9 protein-coding genes and 1 tRNA gene are annotated in these 12,555 nt (G+C 61.4%); 4 read left to right on the top strand and 6 right to left on the bottom strand.

What is annotated here, in order from left to right; translation table 11 throughout:
* The first annotated feature begins 9 nt into the window (after window positions 1–9).
* Entirely contained in the window at window positions 10–363 is a 354-nt protein-coding gene (locus OIS53_RS10655) for a hypothetical protein (RefSeq protein ID WP_264678554.1), read from the top strand.
* Window positions 364–517: 154 nt separating this feature from the next.
* On the opposite strand, the gene OIS53_RS10650 is transcribed toward OIS53_RS10655, so the two are convergent.
* A complete protein-coding gene (locus tag OIS53_RS10650; RefSeq protein ID WP_264678553.1) occupies window positions 518–1,147 on the bottom strand; it encodes a hypothetical protein in 630 nt (209 codons plus the stop codon).
* A gap of 234 nt (window positions 1,148–1,381) precedes the next feature.
* Here OIS53_RS10650 and metG point away from each other — a divergent pair, with 234 nt between their 5' ends.
* Entirely contained in the window at window positions 1,382–3,430 is a 2,049-nt protein-coding gene (gene metG / locus OIS53_RS10645) for a methionine--tRNA ligase (RefSeq protein ID WP_264678552.1), read from the top strand.
* Between the two features lie 97 nt (window positions 3,431–3,527).
* Here the strand turns inward: metG and pth are convergent, their stop codons facing one another.
* The 4 genes from pth to OIS53_RS10625 all read right to left on the bottom strand — a co-directional run bounded on the left by pth (window position 3,528) and on the right by OIS53_RS10625 (window position 6,548).
* A complete protein-coding gene (gene pth, locus OIS53_RS10640; protein WP_264678551.1) occupies window positions 3,528–4,094 on the bottom strand; it encodes an aminoacyl-tRNA hydrolase in 567 nt (188 codons plus the stop codon).
* Between the two features lie 214 nt (window positions 4,095–4,308).
* Entirely contained in the window at window positions 4,309–4,881 is a 573-nt protein-coding gene (locus OIS53_RS10635; RefSeq protein ID WP_264678550.1) for a 50S ribosomal protein L25/general stress protein Ctc, read from the bottom strand.
* 485 nt (window positions 4,882–5,366) lie between these two features.
* Entirely contained in the window at window positions 5,367–6,296 is a 930-nt protein-coding gene (locus OIS53_RS10630) for a ribose-phosphate pyrophosphokinase (protein WP_264678549.1), read from the bottom strand.
* 179 nt (window positions 6,297–6,475) lie between these two features.
* A tRNA-Gln gene (locus tag OIS53_RS10625) sits at window positions 6,476–6,548 on the bottom strand.
* A 267-nt stretch (window positions 6,549–6,815) separates the two neighbouring features.
* Between OIS53_RS10625 and atpD the strand changes: the two genes are divergently transcribed.
* Together atpD and atpC are read left to right on the top strand one after the other, a co-directional pair.
* A complete protein-coding gene (gene atpD, locus OIS53_RS10620) occupies window positions 6,816–8,321 on the top strand; it encodes a F0F1 ATP synthase subunit beta (protein WP_264678548.1) in 1,506 nt (501 codons plus the stop codon).
* Between the two features lie 107 nt (window positions 8,322–8,428).
* A complete protein-coding gene (gene atpC, locus OIS53_RS10615; protein WP_264678547.1) occupies window positions 8,429–8,668 on the top strand; it encodes an ATP synthase F1 subunit epsilon in 240 nt (79 codons plus the stop codon).
* Window positions 8,669–8,767: 99 nt separating this feature from the next.
* Here the strand turns inward: atpC and OIS53_RS10610 are convergent, their stop codons facing one another.
* Window positions 8,768–12,535: a PKD domain-containing protein gene (locus OIS53_RS10610; protein ID WP_264678546.1), complete on the bottom strand. Its 3,768-nt coding sequence runs from the start codon at window positions 12,533–12,535 to the stop codon at window positions 8,768–8,770.
* Window positions 12,536–12,555 lie beyond the last annotated feature (20 nt).

The following is a 12,555-nucleotide window of genomic DNA, read 5'->3' as shown; positions in this document are numbered from 1 at the left end:
GCTTTTCCTATGAGACTTTCTACTGTTGCGGCTTGGCTGTTGGTATCGGCCGGGGCCGGGCTGGCGGCCTGTACCACCACCCAGGAAACGGCCACCGAGGAAGGCCGTGTACAGTCGCCGCCTTCCACCATCCGCTCCGACGCCGACCGGCAGGCGGCCTACAACAGCAATGCCGGCTACGGCGGGTCGGTGCCCGACGCCACCCCCGGCCGGGTGCCGGTGGGGGAGCAGGCGGCCGCCATCAACTCCCGCAAGCGTCCCGAAAGCCTGAACACCAACGCTCCCAACACCTCTACGCCCGAAACCCGCCTGCGCCGCCTCAACGGAGCCCCCACTGACACGCTGCGCCTGCCGCGTCAGTAAGAAGCACCAGTAGCCGGCTCCGCTGACCGTACTACCGGCTGCTGAGCCAGGAATGCTGCCTGTAGAGCATCGGTGACAACGAAACCAAACAGCCCGCCACTTCTTAAAAAAGTGGCGGGCTGCTCTGTGGCTGGGGCTGAATGCCTGGCCAGGATTACTGTTCGGCCGGGGCGTTGGTATCCGCGGAGGGCTGGGCCGCGGGGGCTGCGCTGCGGCTACGGTTGCGGCGTGGCGGGGCTGGCTTAGGGGCTGCCGCAGTGGCCGCGGGAGCTGCTTTGGCGGCCGGGCGCGGGGGCGAAGCCGGGCGGGCGGGAGCAGGCTTGCTAGTAGCTGCGGCCTTTGAGCCGGCGGTTTTGGATGCGGCAGCCGGAGTAGAAGCAGCGGATTGGCTGGCCTGTCCGTCGTCCGTCGAGATGCTGTCGGAGGCGGCGGGGGTGCCGTTTTCGTGGTGGCGCACTATCGTGTGCAGGGCCTGCTCAAACAGGTGCTCCATATCTACATCGAGGCGGCGGGAGGCATCTTTCACCACTTCTTTCAGCTTCTCCTTCGTCTCCTTGCGGATGCGCTTCACCATCTCATCAATGCGGTTATCCAGCTCCTTCTGCAGCTGCTTAGCGGCTGTTTTCAGCGCCTTCTTCTGGGTAGCCTTCTTGGTGGAGCGGGCGTCGGAAAGGCTGCTGGAAGCCGACTTGGCGGCTTTGGCAGCTTTGCGCTGGGCTTTTTCGGCGGGGTCTTTTTCCTTCTTCGCCTTCTTGTCTGGTTTTTCCTGCTCGGTGTTTTTCATGAGTGAAATGGGGTAGGGCAACGTGACTCAGATACGCGGATGCACCGCCGTAGGCTGCCTAAATATAGAAGAATTTGTAGCTCGTACTTGCAGCCGGAAAACCAGCCCCCACCGCCACGGCCCCCGACGGCAGCCTGCCACCCGCACCTTTCCTCTTTTTTACTTGTTCCTTTGCGCCCGAATTGCCGGCTGCGGCGGGCCGTTCGCGCTGTTCTTCTCCGACTTTCTCTTACTATGATTTCTGCTCCCCAACGCTACACCGTTACCGCCGCGCTGCCCTACGCCAACGGCCCGGTGCACATCGGCCACCTGGCTGGCGTGTACCTGCCCGCCGACATCTACGTGCGCTACCTGCGCGCCCAGGGCCGCGACGTGAAGTTTATCTGCGGCTCCGACGAGCACGGCGTGCCCATTACCATCCGGGCCCAGAAAGAGGGCGTCACGCCCCAGCAGGTGGTGGATAAGTACCACGCCATCATCCGCGACTCGTTCCAGGAGTTCGGGGTGTCCTTCGACATCTACTCCCGCACCTCCAATGATACCCACCGCGAGGTTGCCAGCGGCTTTTTCCGCAAGCTCTACGACGAGGGCAAGTTCATCGAGCAAACCTCCGAGCAGTATTACGACGCCCAGGCCGACCAGTTCCTGGCCGACCGTTACATCGTGGGCACCTGCCCCAACTGCGGCAACGACAACGCCTACGGCGACCAGTGTGAGCGGTGCGGCACCTCCCTGAGCCCGACTGAGCTGATCAACCCGCGCTCCATGCTGAGCGGCAACCAGCCCGTGCTGCGCCAGACCAAACACTGGTACCTGCCCCTGGACCAGTACGAGCCCTGGCTGCGCGAGTGGATTGTTGAAGGCCACCGGCACGATTGGAAAACCAACGTGTACGGCCAGTGCAAAAGCTGGATTGACCAGGGCCTGCAACCCCGCGCCGTCACGCGCGACCTGGACTGGGGCGTGCCCGTGCCCGTGGAAGGCGCCGAGGGCAAAGTGCTCTACGTGTGGTTTGATGCGCCCATCGGCTATATCTCGGCCACCAAAGACCTGCTGCCCGACGGCGCCTGGGAAATTTACTGGAAAGACCCCGGCACCAAGCTGGTGCACTTCATCGGCAAAGACAATATCGTCTTTCACTGCATCATCTTCCCGGCCATGCTGCGGGCCCACGGCCAGTATATCCTGCCCGACAACGTGCCCGCCAACGAGTTTCTGAACCTCGAGGGCGACAAAATCAGCACCAGCCGCAACTGGGCCGTGTGGCTGCACGAGTACCTCCAGGACTTTCCCGGCCAGGCCGACGTGCTTCGCTACGTGCTCTGCGCCAACGCCCCCGAAACCAAGGACAACGACTTCACCTGGAAAGACTTTCAGGCCCGCAACAACAACGAGCTGGTAGCCAACCTGGGCAACTTCGTGAACCGCGCCGTGGTGCTCACCCACAAGTTTTTCGAGGGGCAGGTGCCGGCCGCCACGGGCTTCACCCCAGAGGACGAGGACGTATTGCGCCAGCTCCAGGAGTTTCCGCAGCGCATCGGGGAGCTACTAGACAACTACCGCTTCCGCGACGCCCTGAACGAGCTGATGAACCTCTCGCGCCTCGGCAACAAGTACCTGGCCGACACCGAGCCCTGGAAGCTCATCAAAACCGACGAGGCCCGCACCGGTACCGTACTGCACGTGGCTTTGCAGCTGGCCGCCAGCCTCGTAACGCTGCTGGAGCCCTTCCTGCCCACGGCTGCTGGCCGGCTGGGTCAGATGCTGAACGTGGAAAAAGGGCCTTGGCTCCAGGCCGGCCGCCCTGACCTGCTGCCCGCCGGCCACCAGCTCCGGGAAGCCGCGCTGCTGTTCACCAAAATCGAAGACGCCACCGTGGAGGCCCAGGTGCAAAAGCTGCTCGACACCAAAAAAGCCAACGAGCTGGCCGCTGCCAAAGCCGCCCCAGCCAAGGACGACATCAGCTTTGAGGATTTCCAGCGCATGGACCTGCGCGTGGGCACCATCACGGCCGCCGAGAAAGTGGCCAAAACCAAAAAACTGCTCAAGCTCTCCGTCGACCTGGGCCTCGATGAGCCCCGCACCATCGTGTCGGGCATTGCCGAGCATTTCCTCCCCGAAGCCTTGGTAGGCCAGCAAGTGCAAGTCCTGCTCAACCTCGCCCCCCGCGAAATCAAAGGCATCCAGAGCCAGGGGATGCTCCTCATGGCCGAAAACGCCGACGGCTCCCTGAGCCTGATGCAGCCCAGCAGCCACGTGCGGCCGGGTTCCCATGTGGCATAAGTAGAGAGGTGAGACAGAGAGAGGTGAGAAGTGAGACTTTCGTTCTGATAACGCTAGAGCGAAAGTCTCACTTCTCATCTCTCTCTGTCTCACCTCTCTATTTCACATTCACTACGTTCATAGCCCGCTCCAGCCCCACAGTGCCGAACAGTAACACTGCTTCGGCGGCTTTTTCCAGGCGATTTTCCAACTCAATTTTCTCGTCAGCGGAAAAAGGGCTGAGCACGTAGTCTACCTGCCGGCCCCGAGAGAAGCTGGAATCGATGCCGAAGCGCAGGCGGGCGTATTCGTCGGTGCCCAGCGTTTCCTGAATATGCTTAAGGCCGTTCTGGCCCCCGGCCGAGCCTTTGCCTTTCAGCCGCAGCTTGCCGAAGGGCAAGGCCAAATCGTCCGTCACCACGAGCAATTGCTCCTTTGGAATCTTCAGTGTTGTGAGCCAGTGCGCGGCGGCCTTGCCGCTCAGGTTCATGTAGGTTGTTGGTTTAGCCAGCACAAGCGTGTGGCCCTTGTGGCGCACTTCGGTGGTAAAGGCGTGGCGGCCCAGCTCCCAGGGCGCGGCCTCCAGCTTGCGAGCCAGAAAGTCGCCCACCATAAACCCCACGTTGTGCCGCGTATCGGCGTACTCCGGCCCGATGTTGCCCAGGCACAGCACGAGAAACTTCATAAAATCACAGATTGTGCAGATTGCTTGGATTTCACAGGTTCAACCAGAACCTGAGTAAATCCGATAAGCAAATATGGTGGACCGCCGCGCAACGCAGCAGTATGAAAAAAGCCGCTCCGGTAAAGAGCGGCTTTTCAGAAGGAGAAGGCAAGTGAACGGCGACGCTTGAATCAGCGCAATCCGTTCAATCTGCACAATCTGTGCTTTCTGTGCTTTATTTCTCAGCCTGCAGCTGGCCTTTGAGGGCGCGCGGGATGGTAACGGTGGCAATGGGCGCCAGGGCATTGGTGAGGATGGTGTAGCCCTGGGGGGCTACTTTGTTCACCTTGATTGACTTGCCCAGGCCTAGGTCCGAAATGTTTACCTCTACGTAATCGGGCAGGTTTTCGGGAGTAGCCTTCACTTTCAGCTTGCGCAGCTTGCTCACTAGCTTGCCACCAGCCAGAACGCCCGGCGAAACGCCCACGAACTTAATCGGCACGTCCATTTTCACTTCTTTGCCCTCCTGCAATTCCAGAAAGTCTACGTGCAGCAGCATTTCGTTCACGGGGTGGAACTGGGCATCCTGCACGATGGCGCGGCGGATGTCGCCTTCAATGTTCAGCTCCACAATGTGTACTTCCGGGGTGTACAGCAGCTCCCGGAACAGGATGGCCGGGGCCGAAAAATGCACTTGGTCGCCGCCGCCGTACAGTACGCACGGTACGTACGAATCGAGGCGCAGCGCCTTGGCATCTTTCTTACCGAGATTCGCTCTTTTAAACCCTACAATCTCGAGGCTTTTCATAAACGAGTGTGTTTGAGGAATGAAACCGCCTACCCACAGCAGGTAAACGGGCCGCAAAGATAGGCGGATTGTAGTAGAGTTGAAAACCTATTTGTTATTGCGAACCTCTGTCACTGCAAGCCTCTGTCATTGCGAGCCGAAGGCGAAGCACTCCGTCCTTTTCACTACGCAAATCGTCCAAACTCTGAAAGCCCTCGATACCAGCCTCGTGCTCCGATGGCGTGGGGCGGTGCATCGTGCCGCCTATCCGCGAGACTTCGACCCTCCCTCGTCCGCGCCGTCTGGACGAAACATGCGCTAGTCGTTCTGACGAGGGAGGCTAGAGCCTCTCATATAACGAGCACGATGCACCGCCCCGCACCATCAGAGCCAGCGAAGAGCTATTACAAAGCCTCTGGCATCAGCAGACGTCAGGGGCTTTCAGAGTTCGGACACTTTGCGTAGTGAAAAGGACGGAGTGCTTCGCCTTCAGCTCGCAATGACAGTTATATAAACAACGAGCTAATCGACTCGTGGGTCACGACGTTGCGGATGGCCTGGGCAAACAGGTCGGCCAAGGAAATAACTTTGATTTTATGGTTTTCCTGCTTCAGCGGGATGGTGTCGGTGATGACCAGCTCTTCCAGCGCCGAGTTACGGATTCGGTCGTGGGCGGGGCCCGAGAGCACGCCGTGAGTAATAACGGCCCGCACCGACTTGGCGCCGCGCTCCAGCAGCAAATCGGCGGCTTTGCAGATGGTGCCGGCCGTGTCCACGATGTCGTCCACGAGCACCACGTTCATGCCCGCCACGTCGCCAATCACCTGCATCGACGCAATTTCGTTGGCCCGCAGGCGCATCTTGTCGCAGACCACAATTTCAGCCCCAAACTTCTTGGCAAACGCGCGGGTGCGCACCACGCCACCCACGTCGGGCGAGGCAAAGATGAGGTCATCCAGCTCCAGCGACTTAATGTAGGGCGCCATCACCGTCGCCCCGTCCAGATGATCCACTGGAATGTCGAAGAAACCCTGAATCTGGCCGGCGTGCAGGTCGCAGGTCATCAGCCGGTCGGTGCCCACGCTCTGAATCATATTGGCCACTACTTTGGCCCCGATGCTCACGCGCGGCTTGTCTTTGCGGTCCTGGCGGGCGTAGCCGTAGTAGGGCATCACCACCGTTACCGAGGCAGCCGAGGCCCGCTTGGCCGCGTCCACCATCAGGGCCAGCTCCATCAGGTTCTCGGCCGGCGGGTTGGTGCTCTGAATCAGAAACACGGCGCAGCCCCGGATGCTCTCGTTGAAGCTTGGGCCCAGCTCCGTGTCGGCGAAACGCTGAATACTCAGGTCGCCGAGGGGCTGGCCGAAGGCAGCCGCAATTTGCTCGCCCAACTCGTGGGAAGCATTGCCGGCAAAGATTTTTACTTGCTGTGACATGAATCGCAGATTACGCGGATTTAGGTAGGATTTCACAGATTCGGACAGAAGGGAATCGAGCGGAGCTGACGAGGAAATCCGCGTAATCCGCTCAATCCGAAAAATCGGTGATGAAAAAAAGCGAAAGGCGCCGAATCTTCCGGGAGGAAGACGCAGCGCCTTTCGCTTTCAGTAGTCGGTTGTCCGACCAGGGCTCGAACCTGGACTTTCTTGAATCAAAATCAAGCGTGTTGCCAGTTACACCATCGGACAATTTCCTAAGCAGCTGCCGAAGCCGGTATGCCGTTTGGGTGTGCAAATGTACTACGGCTTTTTTGCAAGGCAAATTTCCGGCGAAAATTTTTTCAGAAGGTTTTCGCGCTGACTGCCTGGGAAAGGCCTTTTTTAGTTGATTTTCAGGGCTTCTCAGCTTCCGAAAAAAGTGGATGCGGCGGGCCCGGAAGGGGCCTTGGCAATGCCGGGATTAAGCCGTAGTTTTGCGGCCTGAAACGTTGCACCCATCCATTTATACAGAACGCAATGGCGAATACCGGCAAAATCACCCAGGTCATCGGTCCCGTCGTGGACGTGAGCTTCGCGGGTGAAAGCTCCAAGCTCCCCAACATTCTCGACGCTCTCGAAGTCACGAAAGACAACGGCCAAGTGGTCGTGCTGGAGTGCCAGCAGCACCTGGGCGAAGACCGTGTGCGCACCATCGCCATGGACTCGACCGAGGGCCTGACCCGCGGCGCTGAAGTGCGCGACCTGGGCTCGCCCATCACCATGCCCACCGGCGAAGGCGTACGCGGCCGTCTGTTCAACGTAATCGGCCAGGCCATCGACGGCATTGCCCAGCCCCGGAGCGAGGGCGGCATGTCTATCCACCGCGGCGCCCCGGCCTTCGAAGACCTCGCCACTTCGTCGGAGGTACTGTTCACGGGTATTAAGGTAATTGACTTGCTGGAGCCCTACGTGAAGGGTGGTAAGATTGGCTTGTTCGGAGGTGCCGGCGTAGGCAAAACCGTGCTGATCATGGAGCTGGTAAATAACATCGCCAAGGCCTACGGTGGTCTGTCGGTGTTTGCCGGCGTAGGCGAGCGGACCCGCGAAGGCAACGACTTGCTGCGCGAATTCCTGGAGTCGGACGTAATTAAGTACGGCGAAGGCTTCAAGCACTCGATGGAAGAAGGCGGCTGGGACCTCACGAAAGTAGACCAGGAAGCCCTGAAAGACTCGAAGGCTACCCTCGTGTTCGGGCAGATGAACGAGCCCCCCGGAGCCCGCGCCCGCGTGGCCCTGTCGGGCCTGACGGTGGCCGAGAGCTTCCGCGACGGCGACGGCACCGGTGCCGGCCGCGACATCCTGTTCTTCATCGACAATATCTTCCGCTTCACTCAGGCGGGCTCCGAGGTATCGGCTCTGCTGGGCCGGATGCCCTCGGCCGTAGGTTACCAGCCCACGCTGGCCACTGAAATGGGCGCCATGCAGGAGCGCATCACCTCCACCAAGCGCGGCTCCATCACCTCGGTGCAGGCCGTGTACGTACCCGCCGACGACTTGACCGACCCGGCCCCGGCTACCACCTTCGCCCACTTGGACGCTACCACGGTACTGAGCCGCAAGATTGCCGAGCTGGGCATCTACCCCGCCGTAGACCCCCTGGACTCCACTTCGCGCATTCTGGACCCGGCCGTTATCGGCCAGGAGCACTACGGCACCGCCCAGCGCGTGAAAGAGATTTTGCAGCGCTATAAAGAACTCCAGGATATCATCGCCATCCTGGGCATGGACGAGCTGAGCGAGGAAGACAAGCTGACCGTGAGCCGCGCCCGCCGCGTGCAGCGCTTCCTGTCCCAGCCCTTCCACGTGGCCGAGCAGTTCACCGGCCTGAAAGGCGTGCTCGTTGACATTAAGGACACCATCAAAGGCTTCAACGAAATCATTGACGGCAAGTACGACCACCTGCCCGAAGCCGCCTTCAACCTGGTAGGCACCATCGAGGATGCCGTGGTGAAAGGCGAGAAGCTGATGGCGGAAGCCAAGTAATTTCTTCTAATGTGAGGAATGTGCTGATGTGGAAAATGTGAAAATGCTTCGGCAACACGCTCCTGTCAGCACATTCAACACATTTCCACATTCTCACATTAGAAAAGATGCACTTAGAAATCATCACGCCCGACCGGAAGGTGTTTGAGGGCGAGGTTACGTCGGCCCGGTTTCCGGGGGCTGATGGGCTGTTTGAAGTTCTCAACAACCACGCCCCGCTGATTTCGGCCCTGAAAGCCGGCGACATCGTGCTGAATGGCGGCGCCAGCATCTTCCGCATCGAAGGCGGGGTGGTGGAGGTGCTGCGCAACAACGTGATTGTGCTGGCCGAAGGCGCCACGGCGTAACCCGCGGCGACCTTGCTCTGGTAATAGAACCTGGCTACAAACCCAAGCGCCCCCTGGCCAGACCAGGGGGCGCTTGTGTTTGTGGTGAAAGGCCAAACCTTAGTGCTGCACCACCACCCGGCGCGAGAACAGCTGGCCGTCGGCGGTTTGGCAGAGCACGGTATACAGGCCTGCCGACAGCGGCACAGATACCTCACGGCGCAGGGGCGTAGTAGCACTTAGGTTCCACTGCGCCTGCCAGGTTACCCGCCCCACGCCGTCCACGAGGCGGATGCTGGCCGTGCCAGGCAGCTGGGGCAGCTGGAGAGTGAGGCTATACCCGGCACCCACCGGATTGGGGTAGGCCAGCAGGGCGGGCGAGTCGACCTGGGCGCGGGTGCCGGTGGTGAGGCCGCCGTTATCGACGCGCACATTAGTCAGAAACAGGTTGTTGCCGAACTGATTGTAGGCAATGAAGCGCAGGTACACCTGCTGGTTGGCGAAGGAAGTCAGGTCGGCTTCTTCCTGCCGCCACTGCCCCACGGAGCGAGGAATGAAGAAGCTGTCCTGAGCGGCAGTGGTAGGCAGGCCCGTCAGCGCCGACTTCAGGTAAGCCCGGCCCAGGCGGGTGTTGGTGCAGGCTGCAAACACGTCTACGGTCAGCGAATCGTTGCCCTGCTGAGGGCTCAGGATAGGGGCGTAAGCCATATCGAAGCGCAGCGTGGCCCGGCTCTGGCTGCGCAAATCCAGCAGCGGCGACTGTAGCGAGTCGCGTTGCCCGGCGTCGTCGTAGGGGCCGAAGGGCATGATCAGGACCGGGCCGCGGGTGCCATCTTTGCGCAGGACGCCCGTTACGGCAGCCCAGGTAAAGCTGTTATCCGGGTTCAGTACGGCCCAGGTGGCTGGCAGTCCGCTCTGGAACGTCTCGGCATAAGGCAGCGCGGCGCCGGCCTGAATGATGACCGAGCGGGTCCGGGTAGTGGAGCCGTTGGCGTTGGTGGCCGTGAGCGTAACAGTATAGGTACCGGGAGCGGCAAAAGTTACGGTCGGGTTGGCATCGGTGCTGGTGGCGGGGCTGCCCCCGGCAAACGTCCAGGCGTAGGTGGTGGCGCAGCGCGTAAGCAACGACTGATTGACAAACCGCACCGGTGTGCCGGGGCAAAGCGGCGTGTTCGGGCGCACGGCGAATGCGGCCTGCGGCACTTCCGACGACACCACCACGGCACCAGGCACGGTGCGGGTAAAGGTGCCACCAGCCGTGGTAATGGTAAGCGTCACGTCGTAGCTGCCCGCGGCGGCGTACGTGACGGAGGGGCTGGCGTCGGTGCTGGCGGCGGGGCTGCCTCCCGGAAAGCTCCAGCTAAAGGCTGTGGGCGCGGCAAACAGGCTGCTGTTCTGGAACTGCACCGTGGAGCCGGGGCAAATGGGCTCTGCGGGCGAAGCCGACAAAGAAAACAGCGGCACGGGCGTCTGCGCGGCTACTGGGCCCGTCACGGTGATGTCGTCGAAGGCGCGACCCCCGCGCACGGCAGGGTTGGCAGCATCTACGCGTGTGGTGCCGAAGCGCTGAAACCGAATGCGGACATCTGAGCCCAGTGTCAAGTTGTTTGCCTGCGCAAACGCCGTTAAGTCGATGGTTTGCGTCTGGTAGCTGGTGGTGGAGCTGGTGCCGGTCAGGTCGGCCAGGCGAAACCAGTTGGTACCATTCACGCTCAAGGCCACCCCGTCCGTGCCGCTGTTACCCGTGAAGGTTGCAGGCATCTGCTGGTCGTCTTCGCCATCAAACCGCTTGTGCCGGAAGGTCAGCGTCCAGCCGCCCGTGGGCGTGGCCGAGAGATTGAGGCGCAGCGTGGCAATGCTGAGACCTTGCAAGCTTTGAGAAGAGTAGAATTGGGGGAAAAAGCTGTCTTGGATAAGCTGGGCCGGAGCCGAGGCTGGGCCGAAGTTGTTGCGCACCAGGGAGCGGCCGGCCCCCAAGTCGCTCACCTGCCACGTTCTGCCCAGCTGGTCGTCCAGGGTTTCGAGCACCGGACCTGCTACGGGAACAATAGGCCCAAAAATGGCGGTATATGCGTTAATTAACCCGGCGCCAGTGCGAATATCGAAGCCCGCCACGTTGATGTCGCGGGCGGTGTTTTTCAGGCGAGTGTTCAGTTGAGCCTGAGTTAGGTTGGGCTCGGCCTGCCAGAGCAGGGCAGCAACGGCCGCCGCGTTAGGCGCCGCCGCCGAGGTACCGAAAAACAGAAAGCCATCCTGAGGATCGGGCAGGGCGGGACCGTTAAAAAACGTAGTACTGACGCCGTCCACCGACGTCATATCTGGCTTGGGCCGGGTGCTGGGCGCCGCCAGCGGCGTACCATCAGGGTTGAACAGAATAGTGGGCGAGCCAAATGAGGAAAAACTTTCTACCGTAGTTCGGTTGTACGAGGGTACTGCCGCTACAGCTTGGGCATTAGCGGCTGCGGCGTGTCCGATAATGGTGCCGCTGCCAGTGAAGTACTCCCGTGGCGCGTCGCCTTCAAACAGCACATACTTCAGGCGGGCGGGGTCGGCGGAGCCGGCCCGGCGCCGGATAACAAGGTCGTAGAGCGTAATGGTATCGGCGGGCGAGAAGTTGGCAAAGCCCAATATCTCCACCGGCGTTTGGTTGGCCAGGTTGTTGGTAGCCCGGCGGGCCACCGTGTCGCCGTTGGCCCGCAGCAGGTACATATCCAGGTCGGTACGGACGCCGGACGCCGTATAGAAAGGGTCGCTCCACTGCAAGGAGACGATGAGCCGAGTGCCCTTGCGCACCCGAAACCGCTGGCGCGTGTCAGCCTGGCCGCCAGTTGCCGCAAAGTTGAGGTCGGCGGAGCCGCCAGTGGTGGCCTGGAAGGCCGGGCTGATGTATTCCGACGAAAGATTAGCGCTATTGCCGGCCGCCGAGTAGTAGGCCACGCCGCGCTGGGTTGCTACTTCTTCTACAGCCTGCGCAATTACCCCGTCCTGGAAAAAGGGCTCGGCAAAATACCCCACGTCGTCCACGATGATTTTGCAATTGCCGCGGGCCGGGTCGGCCAGGGCCCGGATGTTGTCGGCAAACCTACCTTCTGTCTCGAAAGCCGTAGCAAACGCCTGGGCGGCTCCCGGTGCAATATCATGGATGAGCTGCACCATGGCGCGGCCCTCGTCGCTGCCCCCCGGAATGTCTTCGATGATCTGCACATTGGCGGGTACGTCGCCGGAGGCCGCATCGGTAGCAGCCCCGCCCAGAGCGTCGTAGGAGTCGCTCAGCACGCCAATGCGCACCCCCTGGCCATTGAAGCCGGTGGGGCGGGCGCCCCGCACCCGGTTGGCTTCTAGCACAAAGTCGGCCTGGTTTTGCACCCGGCCCACGCGCGCCTGGGGCTTCAGCACGCCCAGCACGCCCAGCAAGCCGCGCTGGTCGAGGCTGCTGATGCCGGCTTTGCCCGGCGCCAGCTCCGCTACGGGCAAGTACCCTTCCACGAAGTGCAGCTTCGGATGGGAGCTGACCACCCGAAAGCCCCGCGCCGTGAGCTGGGGAAGCAGAGCGTTTACATCCTTGGCCGTGATACGCACCAGCACCGACGTCACCGGGCTCGTGGCCGTCCCTCGCCGGGCCGTGCCCGCTGGCTGGCCCGGCTCAGCAACGGTCAGGCCCGCAAACTCGGTCCGGAGCTGCTTGGCCGATTGCACCGTGCGGGAGCGTTGGTAGAGCTGCTGCAAGTCGCCGTCGATGCGCGACGATGGGTCGGGCCGGAAGCTCTGGTTGGGCACTAGGCTCACGGCGGCCTTTTTTTGCTGCGGGAGTTGCACGGGCGGCCCCTTCTGGGCCAGGGCCGAACCTAGGCTCAGGAGCGCCAAGGCCACAGGATACATTTTGTGCATAGAGTAAAAGAGAAAGAGAT

This window comes from Hymenobacter sp. YIM 151500-1, assembly GCF_025979885.1.
Lineage (GTDB): Bacteria > Bacteroidota > Bacteroidia > Cytophagales > Hymenobacteraceae > Hymenobacter.
The sequence above is the reverse complement of the archived record's forward strand: the minus strand, read 5'-3'. Positions and strand labels throughout refer to the sequence as shown.

Excerpts from the sequence above, each read along its gene's own strand:
- OIS53_RS10655 (WP_264678554.1), top strand. The coding sequence starts at position 10 with ATGAGACTTTCTACTGTTGCGGCTTGGCTGTTGGTATCGGCCGGGGCC.
- OIS53_RS10650 (WP_264678553.1), bottom strand. The coding sequence starts at position 1,147 with ATGAAAAACACCGAGCAGGAAAAACCAGACAAGAAGGCGAAGAAGGAA.
- metG (WP_264678552.1), top strand. The coding sequence starts at position 1,382 with ATGATTTCTGCTCCCCAACGCTACACCGTTACCGCCGCGCTGCCCTAC.
- pth (WP_264678551.1), bottom strand. The coding sequence starts at position 4,094 with ATGAAGTTTCTCGTGCTGTGCCTGGGCAACATCGGGCCGGAGTACGCC.
- OIS53_RS10635 (WP_264678550.1), bottom strand. The coding sequence starts at position 4,881 with ATGAAAAGCCTCGAGATTGTAGGGTTTAAAAGAGCGAATCTCGGTAAG.
- OIS53_RS10630 (WP_264678549.1), bottom strand. The coding sequence starts at position 6,296 with ATGTCACAGCAAGTAAAAATCTTTGCCGGCAATGCTTCCCACGAGTTG.
- atpD (WP_264678548.1), top strand. The coding sequence starts at position 6,816 with ATGGCGAATACCGGCAAAATCACCCAGGTCATCGGTCCCGTCGTGGAC.
- atpC (WP_264678547.1), top strand. The coding sequence starts at position 8,429 with ATGCACTTAGAAATCATCACGCCCGACCGGAAGGTGTTTGAGGGCGAG.
- OIS53_RS10610 (WP_264678546.1), bottom strand. The coding sequence starts at position 12,535 with ATGCACAAAATGTATCCTGTGGCCTTGGCGCTCCTGAGCCTAGGTTCG.